Origin of the sequence: Chryseobacterium ginsenosidimutans (assembly GCF_039536845.1) — a bacterium.
GTDB lineage: Bacteria > Bacteroidota > Bacteroidia > Flavobacteriales > Weeksellaceae > Chryseobacterium > Chryseobacterium ginsenosidimutans_B.
On the sequence record NZ_BAAAZJ010000011.1, the window covers coordinates 23,773 to 44,316 of the forward strand.

Here is a 20,544-nt window from a genome sequence, read left to right on the forward strand (position 1 = left end):
CCAAAATAAAATTGCATTAAAAAATCTTTGAAAAATTAAACTTAATCATGAAAAAACTATTACAGATCGCAGGATTTTTAACTGTGGCTTCTTTATCTGCACAAATAACAGAGCCGGAAATTACAATTTATAATTATTCTCCTATGTTATTTTTAAAAAGAAATACTGATATTGGAGGCTACGTCCAAGGAATACAATCACGGCTTCAAGACAATACAGATAACTGGTTTACAGGAAATATAGGAACCGAACTTTGGGCTGTAGGCAAAGGAGATTATCAAAATCGTAAACTTACAATTACTTCCGATGGAAACGTAGCAATAGGAACATCTGCCTATCCACAATATAGACTTCAGGTAAATGACGGTATGATTACATCAAAAATTGCTGATGCTACTATTTCACCTGCTAATAAAGTTGGATATCTAATCAATCAATTAGGAGGTGATATTTTCGAATTGTCTTTTGCAAGAGATAATTTAGGACTTCTGAATATGAAAACTCTTGTAGACAATCCTATTGTTATCGGAACCAATAATACGGAAAGGATGAGAATAGCAGCAAATGGAAATATTGGTATCGGAACTTCTGCTCCTGCAGCGAAATTACATGTTTACCAGGAACCAAACAGCCAGCCAATAGATGCCATGACAATTGATGTAGGTTCTTTCGGAAATCCTACGAATGCAGACAACAGCCATTTCTTCAGAGTAAGAGATATTGGGGCAGGTGGTAATATTCCTTTTATTATTAAAGGAAACGGAAATGTAGGAATAGGATCTGCAAATCCTGATGCAAAATTAGCTGTAAGAGGATTGATCCATGCCAATGAAGTAAAAGTGGATCTGAACGTTCCTGCAGATTATGTATTTCAAAAATATTATACGGGAACTTCAGCATTGAAACCTGAATACACAATTCCTACTCTTGAGGATGTAGAAAAATTCACAAAGGAAAATAATCACCTTCCGAATATTCCTTCCGCAAAAGAAATTCAGGAGAAAGGTTTGAATGTTGGTGAAATGTCTAACCTTTTACTTCAAAAAATTGAAGAGCTTACTCTTTACACTATTGAGCAAAATAAATTGATTAAGGAACAGCAGAAAAGAATTGAAGCTCTAGAAAATAAAACTAAATAATCATAAGACTTTATGAAAAAATTTTTAATGATAATAATTTTGTGCTTTTCTGTTTTGAAAATTACAGCACAAAGTTATCAACAACAATATACTCAAGAAGAGCAAGAGCGTCTTACTAAAGTAAATAGTACAGAAGTCGCGATTGAGAATTTCATCAGTCAAAATATGAGCACTTATGATTTTACGGAGGTTACAAACAATGTAAATAAAATTAAAGATGAAAACGGACAGCCTTTGGCAGGTTCTGCTTATCAAAGTGCATTAATTTCAGCGAAAAAAGCAAGACTAAGAGATTTTTATTTTGAAAAAAATCCAGAGAAATTAAGTCTTTATTATGCAAGTCCTTTACAACAATGTGTAAATGGAGGTTTTGAAGATAACGGAGGTTCTGTAAATGGTTATAACTTTTTTTATAACAAAATATCAACAGGATGGTCTATATTCAATAACAATCCGACAACACCAATTGCTGCTTCTCCTTCTGCTAAGGCAACGCTTGTAGATAATTCTGTAAATGATCCGTTGGTTGGCATTCCTAGAGTCAACAATGGAACACATGCGATAAGAATAGGTAATTCTAATTTTGTTGGAAATGAACAAGACCTTTTCCATGTTACTAAAATGACGAGAACATTTGTAGTAAACGAAAGTTCAATAAGTTTTGCTTTTGCATTAGTTTTAGAAGATGGAGGAAGCACTCATGTAAGTTCTAATACCAATCCTTATTATCAGGTAAGATTATTTGACAGCAGTAATCAGCCTATTTTTACTCGAAATGTAATGGCTAATCCATCTAATCCACTTTTCCAACAATCCAATGGAATTCTTTACACCAATTGGTTATGTGAAAATATCAGTACCGCCAGATTCATGGGGCAAACAGTAAGGCTGGAAATTATTTTAAGTGATTGCGGACAAGGCGGACATTGGGGTTATGGATATTTTGATGACTTCTGTGGATTTACCTGTACTACTCCATCGTTTAATCCCGGAATAACTCTAAATCCATTGAAAAAGGATTGTCCAAAATTCCCACTCCCAGTTTCTGGTAACATCACATTACCAACTAATGCTTCATTTACGAATGTTACATTACAGATCTTAGATACTTCCAATAATGTTGTAAGTACAAAAATTATTACTACAGCTCCTGCAGGTGCTTTTTCCACAAATCTTAATTATTCTGATTTTTACCCTTCAGGATCTAACAGTAATTTAGATTTTAATATTAGAGCCCTTTTAAATTATACAATCAGTGCTCTTCCACAAACACCTGTAGTTATAAATAACACCAATCCCCCCGGTCCAGATGTGTCATTTAAGAACTGTTCTACACCATGCTATGAAGAATTAATTTTTAATATCAACCAACCTATTACCAACTCCATAAATTATCAGGCTTACTGTTGTATTACTTCCCAATCTGTTATTTATCCCAATCTTTCAGTAGATTTTAAAGCCGGATATGAGATACATTTAAAGCCGGGATTCTATGTAACAGGACAAAACACCGGTAAATTTCATGCTTATATAGCTCCTTGCGAAGAAAACAACTTTACATCCAGAATTTCACAGAATAGTTCAAAAATTCAGAATGAAAATAAACCAGTCATTGAAACAGATATTAAAATATCCCCAAATCCCGCATCTACTTATATCAAAATAGATTCAGCAGATCAAAAATTAATATCTTGGGAATTATTTGACATCTCTGGGAAAAATGTACTAAAAGGAAATTCTCCTCTAGTAAATGTACAAAACTTACCTAGAGCTACCTATATTTTGAAAATAAATACAGAAAACAAACAAATTAGCAAAAAGATCATTGTAAAATAAAAACCTAAAATACATATAAAAGGTTCAGTGCTATTCTGAGCTCCGGACCTTTTATCATATTTAAAAATCCACACATTAGTATTGCAGTAGCAATAGCAACAACAAACTCAATTATTTTTATGAAAAAAATGTTTTCAGCACTCTTTGTGCTATCAATAGGGCTATTAAGCGCTCAACTTTATATTCCAACAGGAACTCCATCTACATCAAGTAACTCTAATGTAGGAATCAATACGGCAAATCCTGCAGGTACTTTAGACATCAATGCCAATGGAAATATCCCAATTATCAGAGGAAACGGAGGATATATCCCAAGTGGTTTAAGATTTATTGATGATTCTTATACTCAGGCCGGAGAAATAAAGGAATGGGCAATCTGGAAAGGAAAAGCATGGGCAAATGGTTTGGGCTTCATGAGATACGATGCAGTAAATCCTTGCGGAACAGGAATTTGCGACGTTCCTTTATTTCTTAATGATAATGGAAAAGTTGGAATAGGAATAGTAAGCCCGGAATCCAAATTACATGTATATCAAAACCCAAGTCCTCAGACAATTGATGCAATGACAATCGATATAGAGGCATTTTCATCAGCAGCTCAGGCAGCAAGCAGTAATTTTTTTAAAGTTAGAAATATTTCCACAGGCGATATTCCTTTTATTATTAAAGGAAACGGAAATGTAGGAATAGGATCTGCAAATCCTGATGCAAAATTAGCTGTAAGAGGATTGATTCATGCCAATGAAATAAAAGTAGATCTTAATGTCCCTGCAGATTATGTATTTCAAAAATATTATTCAGGAAGTTCAACTTTAAAGCCAGAATATATAATGCCTACTCTTGATGACGTAGAAAAATTCACGAAAGACAATAATCACCTTCCTAATATTCCTTCAGCAAAAGAAATTCAGGAAAAGGGACTGAATGTTGGTGAGATGTCGAATCTTTTATTGCAAAAAATAGAGGAACTTACTCTTTATACTATTGAACAAAATAAAGCACTGAAAGAGCAAAACGAAGCGATACAAGAACAAAATAAAATCATAAAAGAGCAGCAAAAAAGAATTGAAAAACTTGAAAATAACACCAATAAATAACCTATGAAAACAAAAAAAATATTATTTCTATTCCTAATATGCCTTGTAAACACAGCATTGTTTGGCCAGGGAGAAAACAACAACTGGTATTTTGGAAGTGGCGCGGCTTTAAATTTTTCCAGTACCACACCGACAGTTTTAAATAACAGTGCTATGTATGCCAATAGTGCTTGTGGTACAATAAGTGATTCCAACGGGAATTTACTTTTTTATTGTAATGCTACTTCAATATGGAACAGAGAACATCAGACAATGCCAAATGGAACAGGACTTTCAGGGTTTTCAGCAAGTACGCAGCTTGCAATAGTAAAAAATCCAGCTAATATTAAACAATATTTTGTCTTTACAACCTCTGATATTAACAATCCTGTAAGTGCTAATAATAAGATTACCTATTCAGTTGTTGATATGACACTTGGTCCATTAGACGCCAATAATCAGCCACTTGGTGATATTGTACCGGGTTTAAAAAATATCCCGGTTATAGATAATCTGGGAAATAATTTGAGCTCTGGAGCTATTACCGTTGTTGCAGGCGGCGCAAATAATACATATTGGGTTCTTATACCTAGTGAAAGTAATCTTTTTAGCTATAAAATAGATACTTCAGGTTTCGCAAATGGCAACCCTGTGGTAAATAATTTGAATTCTCCTGCGGTACCAAATACCGGAAAATTTTATACCATTAAAGCATCTCCCAAACTCAATAATCCGAATTTTTCTAATTACATATGTATAACTCATATCACAAATATCAGCCAGACTACAGGTGTGGTTACGAATATCAATGTAAATAAAGTTCTGTCATTTAATTCAACAACGGGAGCCATAACCAATAATTATTCTCTGACGGTTAATGGAATTCAAAGTACGGTACCAGAATTTAATCAGGATGCATCTGTTTTATTTTTAGGATATAATAATAAAATATACGCGGTTGATTTAGTGAATTCTACTACAAGTAATGTTTACTTTATGCAAATATATTCAGACTCTGTAACAAATCGTTATATGGGAATTCAGAGAAACAAACATGGAGACGTGTACGTTACAAGAAATGCAAGTAACTTTTTAGGAAAAATAAATAACCCCAATGTTTATGGTTCAGGCATGTCTGTCAACATGAACGCGGTAAGTTTATACGGAAGTACAATGTTTGGACTACCTCAACTGGTTCCTTACTTTGAAAATGTTGGCGGTTATTATCCTTGTATTGATAATTTGGACCTGTTCTCTGAAAATAATTATTATTTTTACTATAAAGTTGCAAATAAAATTACAACAGCAAATAATTACATTATCGGGGCCAGACATAATATTACTATGCAGGCAGGACAAAGTGTAAATCTTCTACCCGGAACAGAAATTAAACTTGGAGCAAATTATCTTGCTTTTATAGCTCAGTGTGGAAATGACACCTCCAAAGAGTTTAAGCAAAACGATAATCAAAAAGGAATGATTATAAATCTTGATATTGATGATGTTAAAACTTCAAATAATCAAATTAATATTTATCCAAATCCGGCATCAATATATACCAATATAGATTCAAAGGAAAAAATTACTTCTTGGGAATTATTTGATATTTCAGGGAAAAGAGTTTTAAAAGGAACTTCTACCCAAGTAAATGTACAAGGTCTACCTAAAGCTTCTTACTTATTAAAAATTAATATGAATAATGAAATAACGACTAAAAAAGTTATTGTAAAATAAAAGAAACAAAGAAAAGGTTCAGAGTAATTCTGAACCTTTTCTTTTATAAATAGTTTTAAAATTATTTATTGAATAATTCTTCAACTTTATCCCAGTTTACAACAGAGAAAAATGCTGCAACATAGTCAGGTCTTCTGTTTTGGTAGTTTAAATAATAAGCATGTTCCCAAACGTCAAGTCCTAAAACCGGAGTTCCTTTTACGTCAGCAACAGGCATTAATGGGTTATCCTGATTTGGAGTTGAAGATACAGAAACAGATCCGTCAGCATTTTTTACTAACCAAGCCCATCCGGAACCGAATCTTGTTTTAGCAGCATCAGAAAAATCAGTTTTGAATTTCTCAAGACCTCCGTAAGCTTCAATAGCAGCTTTTACGTTTCCTACAGGCTCATTGCTTCCTCCGGGAGTTAAAATTTCCCAGAATAAAGAGTGGTTGAAGTAACCTCCCCCGTTATTTCTTACTGCTGGCTTATCAGTTCCTGTCTGGCAGATCTCTTCGATCGTTTTACCTGCTAATTCAGTTCCTTCGATTGCTTTATTTAAATTGTCGATATATGCTTGGTGGTGCTTTGTATAGTGGATCTCCATTGTTTTTGCATCAATAGTCGGTTCCAATGCATCGTAAGCATATCCTAATTTTGGTAATTCAAATGACATAATTTTATTTTTAATGTTATAACCCAAAGTTAACCAATAATTGACCTATATTCAAAAAATGCGTATTACTTTAATAAATCTTTAACATTGATATATTGATTTAGAATAAGTTTAATTTTTGAGTAAGGAAGATGAAGGTTTAGGAGATGAAGTTATAAGCTCTAAATAAAAAAGTACGAACCCAAAGATCCGTGCTTCCTATTTATTAACAATATTAAATTTATTTATTCATAGACATCAGGAATTCCTCATTATTACGAGTTCCTTTAATGTTTTTACTTACAAATTCCATGGCTTCTATAGGATTCATTTCAGAAAGATACTTTCTGAATATCCACATTCTCTGAGAAGTAACCTCATCAAGAAGTAGATCATCTCTACGAGTACTTGAAGAAACTAAATCAATTGCAGGATAAATTCTTCTGTTGGCAATTTTTCTGTCTAATTGAAGTTCCATGTTACCCGTTCCCTTGAATTCTTCAAAGATAACTTCGTCCATTTTAGAACCTGTATCGATAAGGGCTGTTGCGATGATCGTTAAAGATCCGCCACCTTCAATTTTTCTTGCAGCCCCGAAGAATCTTTTTGGCTTGTGAAGAGCATTCGCATCAACACCACCGGAAAGAACCTTACCTGATGCAGGAGTAACCGTATTATAAGCTCTTGCTAATCTTGTAATTGAGTCTAATAAAATAACTACATCATGACCACATTCAACCATTCTTTGAGCTTTTGCTAAAACAAGGTTGGCAACTTTCACGTGTTTATCAGCCGCTTCATCAAATGTAGAGGCAATAACTTCTGCATTTACACTTCTTTCCATGTCGGTCACCTCTTCCGGACGTTCGTCGATCAAAAGGACCATCATATAGACTTCCGGGTGATTGGCTGCGATAGAGTTTGCAATATCTTTCAACAACATTGTTTTACCTGTTTTTGGCTGGGCAACAATCATTGCTCTCTGTCCTTTACCGATCGGCGCAAATAAATCAACAATTCTTGTAGACATTGTAGAATTATTTCCTGCTAAATTAAATTTTTCTTCCGGGAAAAGTGGCGTAAGATATTCAAAAGCAACACGATCTTTAATGAAAGCTAAATCGCGACCATTAACTTCAGTTGGCTTTAATAAAGAAAAATATTTTTCTCCTTCTTTTGGAAGTCTTACAATTCCTCTTACCGTATCTCCGGTTTTAAGGCTGTAATTTCTGATCTGAGCCGTAGAAACATACACATCATCCGGTGAAGAAATATAACTGAAATCCGATGATCTTAAAAATCCGTAATTATCCGGTAAAATTTCCAAAACACCTTCAATACTTACCATTCCGTCGAAACTGAACTCTCTTTTTTGTTCGTGGTGTTCCTCCTGTCTGTCAGAATGCTGCTGTTGCTGTCTATTCTGATTTTGGTTAGAATTTTGGTTTTGATTCTGATTCGGGTTTTGATTTCTATGCTGGTTTCCGCCGTTGTTATTGTTGTGCTGCGGATTGTTCTGTTGTCCTTTTTGAGGTCTAGCCTGATGCTGAGGAGTATTCGGCTTTTCTTCTGCCGGAGCAGATTCCTGAGATTCTGTGTTTTTAGGAGCTTCTTGTTTTTCCTGAGGATTTTCTGTATTTCCGGTATTTGTCGGTAAAACTCTTTTCCTCTTTTGCTTAGACTGTGCAGCCGTGTTTGCTCCTTCTTTAGCTGCTATTGGTGCTTCTTTTATTTCTTCCGGTTTTGATACTTCAGAAACTGGCTGTTGCACTTCCACTTCTACCTTTTCTTCAGGTTTTGGTTGTGTTTCTGCCGAAGGTCTTACTTCTGCTTTAGGTTTAGCCGCAGGTTTTTTCGGGGCAGGTTTTTTGGCAGGAGCCTTCGCAGGTTTTTCTGCTTGTATTTCCTCAGTAGTCACACTGGTTTCTGTGGTGTTGAAATAATCTTTTGCCACTTTGGGATTGGAAGCCTGAAAGTCAAGAATTGCAAAGATTTTGTCATTTTCAGTGCTGTTTCTTGCAACTTTAACGCCCAAATCCTTTAAGATTTTAGTCAACTCCGTTACGGATTTTGACCTTAACGTTTCAATGTTAAACATATTTAATGTAAAAAATGTAATTAATTGTGAATAAGAAAAGTAAGTCGGGTGACTTTTGTTTTCAAGTGCATTCGTATAATGCAAATCTACACTTATTTTTGAATTGTGCAAAATTTATAGTACTTTTGCCTGGAATTTAATATTCGATGTTACAAAGAATACAGACTATATGGACTTTTTTAGCAGTTTTGGCTGCTGTGTTTCTGTTCGTTACGGGACAAGATGTTATCATTTTCGATAGCATTCCTGTGATAAATATCGGTTGTGTAGTACTTGTTTTGGTTGGATTACTGAGTGTGTTCAGCTTTAAAAACAGAAAAAGACAAATTTTGCTGAATAATATCGGCATCATTATAAACGCTTTGTTGATTGGTGTATTGATTTACTGGTTACTAAAATTATCCGGAGGAATCCAAATTCCTGAGAAGGGTATTGAGCCAATTTTCCCATTGATTGCGATTATCTGTTTGTTTATTGCAAACGTTTATATCAAGAAAGATGAGAGGCTCGTAAAATCTGTAGACAGACTTCGATAACCTTACAACGATTTTTTGAGTAAGAACAGCTTCTTTTTAGGAGCTGTTTTTTTATGTCTAACTTTATCTTTCACAAATTTGCACAGATTATTATATTATTAAAATGTAAAATAAATGCAACATTTTCGTTTAAACTGCGACAGATTATCTATTAAATTTAATTTAAAATGAAAAAACTAACTTATCTAACTTTTTCACTCTTCTCCCTATTTACTTTTGCCCAGGAAGTTTCAAAAGAAAGAATCCAGACTGTACTTTCAACATTGGCTTCAGATGAAATGAAAGGTCGTGAAATCGGAACGCAGGAAAATGAAAACGCCGCAAATTATATTGCAAAACTTTTTAAAGAAAACAATTTAGAATATTGTACCGGAAATTCTTACTTGATTCCGTTTGATTATAAAGGAAAAACAGTTTATAATGTTTGCGGAATTAAGAAGGGAAAAACTGATAAATATTTAGGTTTTTCGGGGCATTTTGACCACATCGGAACGAGTAAAAACCCTAAAGACAATATCTACAACGGAGCAGACGACGACGCAAGCGGAATTACAACATTGGTAGGAATTGCAGATTATTTTAAAGATAAAACTCCGGATTTCTCAATGGTTTTTATGGCATTTAATGGTGAAGAAAAAGGGATGCTGGGTTCAAGAGCAATTTCTAAAGATCAGAATTTAGATAAAATTTACAACAACCTCACTACACTTTTCAATTTTGAAATGGTGGCCACAGAATCTGCATTCGGGAAAAACGCTTTATTTATGACAGGTGACGAAGTTTCGGATTTAGATGAATTATTCAATAAAAATGCAGCAAACGGTCTAAAAATTAATGCAGACCCTTATTCTTCTGAACAGTTATTCTACAGATCAGACAATGTAAGTTTTGTAAAAAAGAAAATCATCGCTCACTCTTTTTCAACGGTTGATATGACGAAAGCGACTCACTATCACAATGAGAGCGATGATGTACATGTTGTGGATTTTGACAATTTAACGCAGATTATTAATAATTTTGGAAAGACTTTGGAGAAACTGACGCCAAATAATTTTGCTCCGAAGTATAATGAGAAAGTAAGATTTTAATAAAATTTTAATCATGCCGTAAAGCCACCATTTTTTGGTGGTTCTTTATTTTTATTTAAAATATTTTGTAACAAATAACCTACAACTAAAACATATTAGTAAAGTAAAATCAAGTTAGAAACGTCTAATCTTTTAATTTTATGTAATTTTGCTATCCAATTTTTTCATTGAATGAATCAATATCTTAAAATACTAAAGTTCGCAAGACCTCACAGAAAATATATTTACGGAAGTTTATTTTTCAATATCTTATATTCTGTATTTCAGATTGCTTCCCTAGGGACAATCTTGCCGGTTTTGGGAATGCTTTTCGGAACTATAAAGCCGGAAAAATATGAAACAGCTCCTGTATATTCGGGTGACATCACAGATTTTTTCTCTTATTTAAAAGAATATTCCAACTATTATGTTCAGGTTCTGGTAACAGAGCACGGAGCACTTAATGTATTAGCGTGGCTTTGTATAGTGACTGCTTTTATGTTTTTACTGAGAAATTTTTTCCGATATTTAGGATCTTTCCTGTTAATTAATTACCGCGTCGGAGTTACAAAAGACCTTCGTGGAGCGATGTACAATAAAATACTTTCTTTACCGGTTTCATTTTTTACGGAACGCCGAAAGGGTGACTTAATGTCTCGTATGTCGAATGATGTGGGTGAGGTAGAAGGAAATATTTTGGGAAGTTTGGTAGAATTAATCAATGCACCATTTATGTTACTGAGTACATTGGTAACTTTATTCTTTTTAAGTCCGGAAATGACTCTTTTCTCATTACTTGTATTACCGGTAATGGGAACGATGATTGCATTGGTCGGAAAAAGTCTGAAGAAAAATTCTCACGAAGCTCAACATGAAATGGGAACTATATTCTCTATTGTTGACGAAACGTTGAAATCTTCAAAAGTCATTAAGATTTTTAATGCTGAAAAAATCATGAGCAATAGATTCACGCAATCTATGCAAAGATGGATCAGCAGCTCTATCAGCTTGGGAAGAAAGAAAGAATTGGCATCTCCGATGAGCGAATTTTTAGGATCAATTACATTCTTAATTATTGCTTGGTACGGAGGAAAACAAATTATCGTAGAACAATCCATTTCGCCGGCAGATTTCTTGGTTTTCTTAGGTATGTTCTTCCAGATTTTGCCTCCAGCAAAGAGTTTATCTACTTCGATTGGTAACGTTCAGAAAGGAGAAGCTTCTTTGGAAAGAGTGTTGGAAATCCTTGATGCAGATGTAAAAATTGATGAAGTTGCAGATCCTGTTGAAATTTCAACACTTACCAATCAAATTGAATTTAAAAGTATCGGTTTTTACTATGATAAAGACCACACTATACTTAAGAATTTCTCACTGAGCATTCCAAAAGGTAAAACTGTTGCGCTTGTCGGACAGAGCGGAAGTGGAAAAACTACAATCGCCAATCTTTTAGCACGATTTTATGATGTCTCGGAAGGTGAAATTTTAATTGATGGTGTTGACATTAAAAATTTAAAATTAAAAGAATACCGTCAGCTTCTCGGAATGGTAACTCAGGAATCAGTCCTGTTTAATGATACGGTTTACAATAATATTTTGATGGGTAAGCCTGATGCAACACGAGAAGAAGTGATTGCTGCAGCTAAAATTGCCAATGCAGATGACTTTATTGCCCGTCTTCCTGAAGGCTATGATTCAAATATCGGAGATGATGGAGGAAAACTTTCCGGAGGTCAGAAACAAAGGGTTTCTATCGCAAGGGCAGTCCTGAAAAACCCACCAATCATGATTTTGGATGAAGCAACTTCTGCCTTAGATACGGAATCCGAAAGATTTGTTCAGGATGCTTTGGAAAAAATGATGCAAAACAGAACATCTCTGGTAATCGCTCACAGACTTTCCACCATCCAGAAAGCAGACTGGATTGTGGTTATGGAAAAAGGAGATATCGTAGAACAAGGGACTCATCATGATCTTATTGCGAAAAAAGGGATGTATAACAAACTTGTTGAGCTACAGAATTTCGATTAAAATCTTTTTAAATTAAATTTTAAAATGAACCCAATACAAGAGTATTTCTACAGAATTGAAGAGCCTGATAGAAGTACTCTTCTTTTTTTACGCAAAAAAATCTTAGAATCCGACAGCGAAAATATCACTGAAACGCTGAGTTTCGGGCTTCCGTTTTTTAAGTATAAAAAGAAAATGCTTTGTTATTTGTATTACAGCAAAAAATACAAGAAACATTATGTGAGCTTTTATCATGGCGACAGACTCGATCATCCGGAATTGCTTCAGGAAGGCAGGAAGAAGTTTAAAATCCTTTTAATTGATATGGAAAAGGATTTGCCCGTGGAGTTTATTTTGAGATTAATTAATGAGGTAAAACAGTTTATCAGGGTTTAGTTTTAAGTTTTGGCTAAAGCCAATTGATTTGGTTTAATTGTTAAACGGGCTAAAGCCCGTTCCTATTGATGAAAATTTAAAATTTGTATCATAATTTTTGTGTTTATTCGTGAAAAACATTCGTGTCATTTGTGTTTAAAATAAAAAAAGACCATCTCTTTCGAAACAGTCTTTAAATATTTTTAAGTTAAATCTTAATCCTTCATTTTGGCAATCACATCAATACCACCTTTTGTAATATCTCCGATTTTGCAAACAATCTCAGTATCCAAAGGAAGAAAAACGTCCATTCTCGAACCGAATTTAATAAACCCGAATTCATGACCAGCTTTTGCCTCATCACCTTCATTACAATAGAAAACGATTCTTCTCGCAACATACCCTGCGATTTGTCTGAACACCACTTTATGGTTTGTTAAACTTTCAACCGCAACCGTTGTTCTTTCATTTTCTGTAGATGATTTCTCATGCCAGGCTACCAGATATTTTCCCGGGTGATATTTTTTATAAATTACCTTTCCCGAAACCGGATATCTACAAATATGCACATTTAAAGGAGACATAAAAATCGAAACCTGAATGGCTTTTCCTTTAATAAATTCATCTTCATCCACTTCCTTTATCATTACCACTTTCCCGTCAACAGGAGCAATAACGTTTTCTTTGTGATCTAAAATATCACGATTCGGAACTCGGAAGAACCAAAATACTAAGCTGTAAATTACCAATAAAGGCAGGATGATCAACAACGACCACATTTTAAGAAAATAAATAGCCAACACACCCAATATAATGAAAAGTATGGTTGCTACAGTAATCGTTCCTTTTGATTCTCTGTGTAGTTTCATGAGATTAAATAAATTTTTCTAAAATAAAGTACAAATATACGACAGGAACGCAGATTAAAAAACTATCCAGCCTATCTAATACTCCACCGTGCCCCGGAATAATGTTTCCGCTATCTTTCACTGCAAAATTTCTTTTCAGCTGGCTTTCCACCAAATCCCCTACAGGAGCGAATGCAGCCACTAAAAACCCAACAATGATCCAGTTTCCGCGAAGATCAGGTTGATATTGTTCGATGAAATAAGATAAAATTAATGTTAAAACTACTCCGCCAATATATCCTTCCCACGTTTTTTTGGGAGAAATTTTAGGAGCCATTTTATGTTTTCCGAAGAATTTCCCTGTTAAATAAGCAAAAGTATCGCTACTCCAGATTAAAATAAACAAGAAAAGAATTTCCAGCGAAAATGAGTTGTCATAACTTGAAAACTTGGGTAATCCCAATGCAAAACTAAATGGCAGAGCGACATAAATGACCGTAAAAATCAGTTTTCCGCTGTCGAAGTACAATTCGTTCGGATATTTAAATAACGTGACCGCAGCAATGATAATTAACACCAAAGCCAGAATTTCACTTATTCTAAAATCAAAGAAGAAATCAAAATGGAAATATCTTTTAGAAAAAATATAAAAGATAAAAATAACCAAAGGAAACACAACGAATCTTTCGTAGCCGTTCCCAAATTTCATTATTTTAAAACACTCCCAAGAACCGACCCCCATCAAAAGCGTGATTAAACCGTAATATAAATATTCCTGCTTTACAAGATCAGGAGAAATACTGTTGATTAATTGTGATCCAAGCGGAGTTGTACAAAGAATGATAACTGCAACGTAAACAATTCCTGATAGGGTTCTTTGAATGAGATTTTTGTCCAAAATTTTAAATTTAGAAGTTGATGCTTAATCTTCAAGCAGCAGTAAAAACAGTTTTGTATTAGTATTGGAAGATGTATCGAGTTTCGACTGACCTCCACTGATAGAAGTAAGGTTTTTGATGTTACCGTTTCTCTTTATTTTTCCCATCGCATCATTCAGATTATTCACAATCTGGGAAACATTTGCCATAATAATGATTTTATTCGGCAGTCTTGAAGAATGGTAATGAAGAATATTATTATGAGAGAGCATGATCCTTCCGTCATAAGCGATCAGATATTCGCAGGTGATGAAACTTGCATCATTCTGACTTTGCAACTCGGAAGTGTAGGGAGCTTTTACAACATTCAAAAAATTCTGAAGATCTTTATCCCAACAAAAAAGATTGCTGATGCCTTCTATTTTGATGATCTGGTTTAAAGTCTGTAAAGCTTCCGCTTCATCTGCACAATAATTAAAAAAACCTCCGGAATGTGTAAACAATTGAGCAAACTTATAGTCGAGATCCGCATTTTTTAGCGAATCCCCTAGCTTCTCCAGACTCTGTTTTTCGTCTTCTTCAGGCTGGTTGGTAAGTTTGCTTACAATTTTCTTGAATAAATTCAACTTAATTTATTTTTAATCAACTTTATACAAAAATATAAAATTAATTAGATAGAAATCCAAAAACATGCCGATAAATATGAAAAAACCTGACAATTTTGGAACTGTCAGGTTTTAAATTAATTAAAATTTATTTTTTTTAGAGCTGAGTCGGACTTTCAGGAGCCTGAATTTCACTTCCCTCTTCTCTTTCTTTCTCTTTGATAACAATTGGTTCTGCTGATTCTCCAACTGTAGGAATTGTATTCGTCACAGGTCTCTCTGTCAATTCAGGATCCCATGCTCTTTTTCCGAATATATCCTCAAGATCCTCACGGAATATCACTTCTTTTTCTAAAAGTTTATTCGCCAAAGCATCAAGCTTATCTTTATTTTCAGTAAGAATCTGAACTGCTCTCTGATATTGATTTTCAATGATTGATTTAATCTCAACATCAATTTTCTTGGCAGTTTCTTCAGAATAAGGTTTTCCAAAACTGTATTCAGACTGTCCTGAACTGTCGTAATAAGAAATATTACCAATATTTGGGCTTAATCCGTAGATTGTAACCATTGCCTGAGCTCTTTTCGTCACACTTTCCAAATCAGAAAGCGCACCGGTTGAAATATTGTTAAATATAACCTGCTCTGCAGCTCTACCTCCCAACGTTGCACACAATTCATCCAGCATTTGTTCAGTAGTTGTCAATTGTCTTTCTTCTGGAAGATACCAAGCTGCTCCTAAAGAACGTCCTCTCGGCACAATCGTCACTTTCAACAATGGAGCCGCATGCTCTACCAACCAAGAGATGGTAGCGTGTCCTGCTTCATGATAAGCAACTCTCCTCTTTTCTGAAGGTTTGATTGCCATGTTTTTCTTTTCAAGACCACCGATAATTCTGTCTACAGCATCAAGGAAATCCTGTTTTGTAACTGATGTATGGCTATTTCTAGCTGCAATTAATGCTGCTTCATTACAAACGTTGGCAATATCTGCTCCACTGAATCCCGGAGTTTGTTTTGCCAAGAAGTCTCTGTCAACAGTATCATCTAATTTGATTTTCTTTAAGTGAACATCAAAAATCTCTCTTCTTTCGTGCAATTCCGGAAGGTCTACATAAATCGAACGGTCAAAACGACCTGCTCTCATTAAAGCTTTATCTAAAATATCAGCTCTGTTGGTTGCAGCCATTACGATTACATTTACATCTGTTCCAAAACCATCCATCTCTGTAAGAAGCTGGTTCAATGTATTTTCCCTTTCGTCGTTTCCGCCGGAGAAATTGTTTTTTCCTCTTGCACGTCCGATCGCGTCAATCTCATCAATAAAGATAATTGCAGGGGATTTAGCTTTAGCCTGAGCAAAAAGATCTCTTACTCTCGAAGCACCAACTCCAACAAACATTTCCACAAAATCAGAACCTGAAAGTGAGAAAAAAGGAACTTTCGCTTCACCCGCCACAGCTTTCGCCAACAACGTTTTACCTGTTCCCGGAGGGCCCACCAAAAGAACACCTTTAGGGATTTTACCTCCTAATTTTGTATATTTTTCTGAGTTTTTCAAGAAATCAACAACTTCCTGAACCTCTTCTTTAGCACCTTCCAAACCAGCAACATCTTTAAATGTCACCTGAATTCTTTCTTTTTCGTCGAAAAGTTTTGCTTTAGATTTTCCGATAGAGAAAATTTGTCCACCAGGACCGCCTCCGCTTCCCATCTTTCTGAAAAGAAGGAAATAAAATAATCCTAAAATTGTGATCCAGATTAATGCCTGAACAAGGAATCCCATCAGCGGGCTTTCTCCTTCTGCATAATCTTTGGATGTTTTTATGGCAGGATTTTGTTGTTTTATAGCTTCAAATTTTTCTAAGAAAAGTGTTAAGTCTCCATACTTAAGGCTGTAATCTGCTTTAGGAGCCATCACAAGACTTGAAAAAGGGTTTGCTTTATCGTCTTTTTTTACTGTCGCTGTTTTAGCAGCCTGTGTTAAAAATACATCAGCTTTTTGAGCCTGCTTATCTATTAACACCTTCTGAACTTTCCCCGTTTGCATTTCTCTGAAGAAACTATCTTCATCAATAGATTTCGCACTGCTGTCACCCAAAAAATTAGGGATAAAGAATAACAAAAGAGCTATGATCGCAATCGGAAAAAACCAGTTAAATCCTTTATTGTTCATTTATACTTTTTAAAATTTAATATTCACTTTCGATTTTTGTGATTGCCGCATCTCCCCAAAGTTCCTCAATATCATAATACTCACGGGTTTCTTTTTGGAAAATGTGAACTACCACCGTCACATAATCTACCAAAACCCACATTGAGTTTTCGGTACCTTCTACATGCCAAGGTCTGTCTTTAAGATCGTTTCTTACTTTTTTTTCTACGCTTCCTGCTAATGCAGATACTTGTGTATTAGAGTTTCCGCTACAGATAACAAAGGTTTCTGCTACTGAATTTTCAATTTTAGAAAGATCGAAGATCATAATATCTTCACCTTTTACATCTTGGATAGCCTCTACAATTTTATCTATTAGCGCCTGCTTTTCTGCTGTTTTATTCATTAAAATATCTATAATCTGCAAATTTATTGTTTTTCTTTTACTTTAGCCTTACTTTTAGCCTTTTAAAGTCTTAAAGTTTTCTTAAATGAGTCAATTATTCTACCTAAAGGAGTGCTCTTCTACTAATGACGAAATTTCAAAGTTTTTACTTTATGAAAGTTCAGATTTTATTTCCCTTTATACTTTCAACCAGACGAAAGGTCGCGGTCAGTATGGAAATACCTGGTCATCAACCGCTGAAAAGAATTTGGCTTTTACTCTTGCTGTAAAGACTAAGCACTTTACAATCTCGGATTTTATGTTCAATTATTATACCGCAATTGTCATCAGCGATTTCCTTGCCAATTTGACTGAAAATATAGTGAAAATAAAATGGCCGAACGACATTATCCTGAAAAATAAAAAAATAGTCGGAATTTTAATTGAAAAGAAAAAAATCAACCAAAATAATTATTTCATCATTGGTGCCGGATTCAATGTTCTTCAGGAAAAATTTGACGAAATATCCAATGCTGGATCACTTTTAACACAAACCGGAAAGTATTTTAATCTTGAGGAATTTACTTTAAACCTTAATAATTTCTTAATTGAAAAATTAAAAAACATCCCTTCCGAACATGAAATCATGAGCCTTTTTAATGCTAATTTATTCCGGAAAGATGAAATTTCGGTTTTTGAATTGAACGGAAAACGACAAAATGGCATCATCAGACACGCCGACGAAAAAGGTGAACTCTGGATTGAGCTGGAAGAGAGTTTAAAATCTTTTTATCACAAAGAGATAAAATTACTTTACTGATTGGCTCTTTTCAGATAAAGATAAGCTGCAAGCGGAAAAAAGACAATATTCGGAAACCACATCGCCAAAGCCGGAGACATGCTTTTGTTCTCGGAAACTACCTTTAAAGCTTCAAAAGAGAATACAAAAATGAAAGCCAGAGAAATACCTAAAGCCAAATTAATTCCCAAACCTCCCCGTTTTTTCTGTGAAGAAAGTGAAAGCGCCAAAAACGTAAGAATAATAACAGAAACAGGCATTGAAGTTCTTTGATGGAGCTCATTCAGGTGGGTATTCAGGTTACTGTTACCTTTTTCCGTTTCCCTTTTGATGAATTTTAAAAGTTCCGGAGTGGTTTTATTCTGGCCTAAAAGTTCGTTCGGAAAAAGCTCGTCGGGATCGTGACCAAACTTTTTCTTTAAATCAAAACCATTGGCTAACTTCTCAGTTTCATCTTTATTGATGGTCTTTTCTGTATAAGAATTTAAGACAAAATATTTTTTATCTTTATCCCAGGAAACATCAGAAGCCTTTAATTCGTAGGTCATTTTTCTATTTTTATCAAACTTCTGATACAAGAAACCCGAACCTCTTTTTTCTCTTTTGTTCCATGAATTGATGAAAATATATTCTGTTTTGCTTAATTGCGCGGAAACCGGAGCTGTTCCCAAAACCTTTTCTTTATTTACAGCGTTGTAAGTATAAGCCTCCAGCTGATTTTTCTGGATATTTGCCCAAGGCAGCACAAAATGATTAATTCCTAACGATAAAATTGCGATGAATAAAGACGTCAACAAATAAGGTCTCGCAAATCGGTGAAAGCTGGCTCCGCTACTGATTACAGCAACAATTTCGGTATTATTTGCCATTCTCGACGTGAAATAAATCACTGAAATGAATACCAAAATCGAAAGGAAAGTCATTACCAGATTAATGATCCAAAATGGATAAAAATGGATCAAAAAGTAGGTAACGTTAAGTTTCGGATCGATTGCCGTTGCATTTTGAATCCTTGGAATTTTTGACTGTACATCAATTACCAAAACAACTATAGACAACAATATCAACATGAAACTGAAGGTTCCAAGGTATTTTTTAACGATATATCTGTCTATAATTTTTAGCATTATTTTATTTTTTTAATGCGTTTTACTATTTTATTTAAACAGGATTTACATCCTACTCTATTTTAAGCCATCTATTCGGGACTTTTCCAACATTTATTTTTAGAGCCTTTGTCTAAGAATCGGATCTACAGATCTTTTCCATTCGTAGAAATCTCCTGCAATAATATGTTCTCTGGCAACTTTTACCAAGTCTAAATAAAATGCCAAGTTATGAATTGAAGCGATTTGTTTTGCCAAATATTCTTTAGAAACAAATAAATGTCTCACATAAGCTTTTGAATATTCTCTGTCTACGAAACTCGTTCCAAACTCGTCCAAAGGCGAAAAGTCTTGTTTCCACTTTTCGTTTTTCATGTTCATAACACCTTTCCAAGTGAAAAGCATTGCGTTTCTTGCATTTCTTGTTGGCATGACACAATCCATCATATCAATTCCTAGACCGATTGATTCCAGAATATTCCACGGGGTTCCAACTCCCATCAAATATCTTGGTTTATCTTTTGGTAAAATATCGGTAACCTCATCGGTGATTCTGTACATTTCCTCTTCCGGTTCACCTACAGAAAGTCCGCCGATTGCGTTTCCTTCAGCACCTGATTCAGCAATTACTTCTGCTGAAATTTTTCTTAAATCAGAAAAAGTAGAACCCTGAACGATTGGGAAAAGCCTTTGTTTGTAACCGTATAATTCAGGATTATTTTCCGTCCACTCTATACATCTTTTTAACCAACGGTGTGTCAGTTCCATTGATGTTTTTGCCTGATTGTATTCGCAAGGATAAGCTACACATTCATCAAAAGCCATGAAAATATCTGCTCCGATCTGTCTCTGGATTTCCATCGATTTTTCTGGAGAAAACATGTGATAACTTCCGTCGATATGAGATTTGAATCTTGCTCCTTCTTCCGACATTTTTCGGCTGCTCGCCAAGGAAAACACCTGAAAGCCTCCTGAATCTGTAAGAATAGGAAGATCCCAGTTCATGAATTTGTGTAAACCTCCTGCAGCCTGCATCGTTTCCATTCCCGGGCGAAGGTATAAATGATAGGTGTTACCCAAAATGATCTGGGCGTTTATGTCTTCTTTTAATTCTCTTTGGTGTACTGTTTTTACGCTTGCAACCGTTCCTACGGGCATAAAAATCGGCGTCTGAACCTTACCGTGATCTGTGATAAGTTCCCCTGCTCTGGCCTTTCCCTCGGAGGTTTTTTCTATATTAAAAAATTTTTGCATCTTTAA

Annotated in this window: 18 protein-coding genes; 9 read left to right on the plus strand and 9 right to left on the minus strand. The window is 34.7% G+C overall.

Features of this window, described 5'->3' with window-relative positions; genetic code table 11:
* The first annotated feature begins 47 nt into the window (after positions 1-47).
* The 4 genes from ABD745_RS16370 (at position 48) to ABD745_RS16385 (ending at position 5,785) form a co-directional block, all read left to right on the plus strand.
* The gene (locus ABD745_RS16370; protein ID WP_344832439.1) at positions 48-1,139 is read left to right on the plus strand and encodes a hypothetical protein; all 1,092 of its coding nucleotides are present in this window, start codon (positions 48-50) and stop codon (positions 1,137-1,139) included.
* A gap of 27 nt (positions 1,140-1,166) precedes the next feature.
* Positions 1,167-2,975, plus strand: coding sequence for a T9SS type A sorting domain-containing protein (locus ABD745_RS16375; RefSeq protein ID WP_344832442.1), 1,809 nt, complete (start codon positions 1,167-1,169; stop codon positions 2,973-2,975).
* 128 nt (positions 2,976-3,103) lie between these two features.
* Positions 3,104-4,072, plus strand: a complete 969-nt coding sequence (locus ABD745_RS16380) for a cell division protein ZapB (RefSeq protein WP_344832444.1) — start codon at positions 3,104-3,106, stop codon at positions 4,070-4,072.
* A 3-nt stretch (positions 4,073-4,075) separates the two neighbouring features.
* A complete protein-coding gene (locus ABD745_RS16385; RefSeq protein ID WP_344832446.1) occupies positions 4,076-5,785 on the plus strand; it encodes a T9SS type A sorting domain-containing protein in 1,710 nt (569 codons plus the stop codon).
* Positions 5,786-5,846: 61 nt separating this feature from the next.
* Here ABD745_RS16385 and ABD745_RS16390 read toward each other — a convergent pair whose 3' ends face one another.
* Entirely contained in the window at positions 5,847-6,443 is a 597-nt protein-coding gene (locus ABD745_RS16390; RefSeq protein WP_344832448.1) for a superoxide dismutase, read from the minus strand.
* Positions 6,444-6,663: 220 nt separating this feature from the next.
* On the minus strand, positions 6,664-8,520 hold the full coding sequence (rho, locus tag ABD745_RS16395) for a transcription termination factor Rho (protein ID WP_344834035.1): 1,857 nt from the start codon (positions 8,518-8,520) through the stop codon (positions 6,664-6,666).
* Positions 8,521-8,666: 146 nt separating this feature from the next.
* Between rho and ABD745_RS16400 the strand changes: the two genes are divergently transcribed.
* The 4 genes from ABD745_RS16400 (at position 8,667) to ABD745_RS16415 (ending at position 12,529) form a co-directional block, all read left to right on the plus strand.
* On the plus strand, positions 8,667-9,056 hold the full coding sequence (locus tag ABD745_RS16400; protein ID WP_344832450.1) for a DUF4293 family protein: 390 nt from the start codon (positions 8,667-8,669) through the stop codon (positions 9,054-9,056).
* Between the two features lie 167 nt (positions 9,057-9,223).
* On the plus strand, positions 9,224-10,144 hold the full coding sequence (locus ABD745_RS16405; protein WP_344832452.1) for a M28 family peptidase: 921 nt from the start codon (positions 9,224-9,226) through the stop codon (positions 10,142-10,144).
* Between the two features lie 171 nt (positions 10,145-10,315).
* Entirely contained in the window at positions 10,316-12,154 is a 1,839-nt protein-coding gene (locus ABD745_RS16410) for an ABC transporter ATP-binding protein (RefSeq protein ID WP_344832455.1), read from the plus strand.
* 24 nt (positions 12,155-12,178) lie between these two features.
* Entirely contained in the window at positions 12,179-12,529 is a 351-nt protein-coding gene (locus ABD745_RS16415) for a DUF1801 domain-containing protein (protein ID WP_344832457.1), read from the plus strand.
* Positions 12,530-12,723: 194 nt separating this feature from the next.
* Here ABD745_RS16415 and ABD745_RS16420 read toward each other — a convergent pair whose 3' ends face one another.
* From ABD745_RS16420 to rsfS, 5 genes are all read right to left on the minus strand, one after another.
* Entirely contained in the window at positions 12,724-13,377 is a 654-nt protein-coding gene (locus ABD745_RS16420; RefSeq protein ID WP_344832460.1) for a phosphatidylserine decarboxylase family protein, read from the minus strand.
* Between the two features lie 4 nt (positions 13,378-13,381).
* The gene (locus tag ABD745_RS16425; RefSeq protein ID WP_344832463.1) at positions 13,382-14,254 is read right to left on the minus strand and encodes a phosphatidate cytidylyltransferase; all 873 of its coding nucleotides are present in this window, start codon (positions 14,252-14,254) and stop codon (positions 13,382-13,384) included.
* A 24-nt stretch (positions 14,255-14,278) separates the two neighbouring features.
* The gene (locus tag ABD745_RS16430) at positions 14,279-14,860 is read right to left on the minus strand and encodes an LUD domain-containing protein (RefSeq protein WP_344832466.1); all 582 of its coding nucleotides are present in this window, start codon (positions 14,858-14,860) and stop codon (positions 14,279-14,281) included.
* Between the two features lie 136 nt (positions 14,861-14,996).
* The gene (gene ftsH / locus ABD745_RS16435; protein ID WP_344832471.1) at positions 14,997-17,015 is read right to left on the minus strand and encodes an ATP-dependent zinc metalloprotease FtsH; all 2,019 of its coding nucleotides are present in this window, start codon (positions 17,013-17,015) and stop codon (positions 14,997-14,999) included.
* Between the two features lie 16 nt (positions 17,016-17,031).
* Positions 17,032-17,400: a ribosome silencing factor gene (rsfS, locus tag ABD745_RS16440; RefSeq protein ID WP_047397277.1), complete on the minus strand. Its 369-nt coding sequence runs from the start codon at positions 17,398-17,400 to the stop codon at positions 17,032-17,034.
* A gap of 85 nt (positions 17,401-17,485) precedes the next feature.
* Between rsfS and ABD745_RS16445 the strand changes: the two genes are divergently transcribed.
* Positions 17,486-18,199: a biotin--[acetyl-CoA-carboxylase] ligase gene (locus ABD745_RS16445; protein ID WP_344832478.1), complete on the plus strand. Its 714-nt coding sequence runs from the start codon at positions 17,486-17,488 to the stop codon at positions 18,197-18,199.
* Here ABD745_RS16445 and ABD745_RS16450 read toward each other — a convergent pair.
* Complete coding sequence (locus tag ABD745_RS16450) at positions 18,193-19,305, minus strand: LptF/LptG family permease (RefSeq protein ID WP_344832483.1); 1,113 nt, start codon at positions 19,303-19,305, stop codon at positions 18,193-18,195. The genes ABD745_RS16445 and ABD745_RS16450 overlap by 7 nt on opposite strands.
* 99 nt (positions 19,306-19,404) lie before the next feature.
* Complete coding sequence (gene tgt / locus ABD745_RS16455) at positions 19,405-20,538, minus strand: tRNA guanosine(34) transglycosylase Tgt (protein ID WP_344832488.1); 1,134 nt, start codon at positions 20,536-20,538, stop codon at positions 19,405-19,407.
* Positions 20,539-20,544 lie beyond the last annotated feature (6 nt).

Coding starts and splice junctions, on each gene's coding strand:
- ABD745_RS16380 (WP_344832444.1), top strand. CDS start 3,104: ATGTTTTCAGCACTCTTTGTGCTATCAATAGGGCTATTAAGCGCTCAA.
- ABD745_RS16410 (WP_344832455.1), top strand. CDS start 10,316: ATGAATCAATATCTTAAAATACTAAAGTTCGCAAGACCTCACAGAAAA.
- ABD745_RS16450 (WP_344832483.1), bottom strand. CDS start 19,305: ATGCTAAAAATTATAGACAGATATATCGTTAAAAAATACCTTGGAACC.
- rho (WP_344834035.1), bottom strand. CDS start 8,520: ATGTTTAACATTGAAACGTTAAGGTCAAAATCCGTAACGGAGTTGACT.
- ABD745_RS16385 (WP_344832446.1), top strand. CDS start 4,076: ATGAAAACAAAAAAAATATTATTTCTATTCCTAATATGCCTTGTAAAC.
- ABD745_RS16370 (WP_344832439.1), top strand. CDS start 48: ATGAAAAAACTATTACAGATCGCAGGATTTTTAACTGTGGCTTCTTTA.
- ABD745_RS16400 (WP_344832450.1), top strand. CDS start 8,667: ATGTTACAAAGAATACAGACTATATGGACTTTTTTAGCAGTTTTGGCT.
- tgt (WP_344832488.1), bottom strand. CDS start 20,538: ATGCAAAAATTTTTTAATATAGAAAAAACCTCCGAGGGAAAGGCCAGA.
- ftsH (WP_344832471.1), bottom strand. CDS start 17,015: ATGAACAATAAAGGATTTAACTGGTTTTTTCCGATTGCGATCATAGCT.
- ABD745_RS16405 (WP_344832452.1), top strand. CDS start 9,224: ATGAAAAAACTAACTTATCTAACTTTTTCACTCTTCTCCCTATTTACT.
- rsfS (WP_047397277.1), bottom strand. CDS start 17,400: ATGAATAAAACAGCAGAAAAGCAGGCGCTAATAGATAAAATTGTAGAG.
- ABD745_RS16420 (WP_344832460.1), bottom strand. CDS start 13,377: ATGAAACTACACAGAGAATCAAAAGGAACGATTACTGTAGCAACCATA.
- ABD745_RS16415 (WP_344832457.1), top strand. CDS start 12,179: ATGAACCCAATACAAGAGTATTTCTACAGAATTGAAGAGCCTGATAGA.
- ABD745_RS16445 (WP_344832478.1), top strand. CDS start 17,486: ATGAGTCAATTATTCTACCTAAAGGAGTGCTCTTCTACTAATGACGAA.
- ABD745_RS16375 (WP_344832442.1), top strand. CDS start 1,167: ATGATAATAATTTTGTGCTTTTCTGTTTTGAAAATTACAGCACAAAGT.
- ABD745_RS16390 (WP_344832448.1), bottom strand. CDS start 6,443: ATGTCATTTGAATTACCAAAATTAGGATATGCTTACGATGCATTGGAA.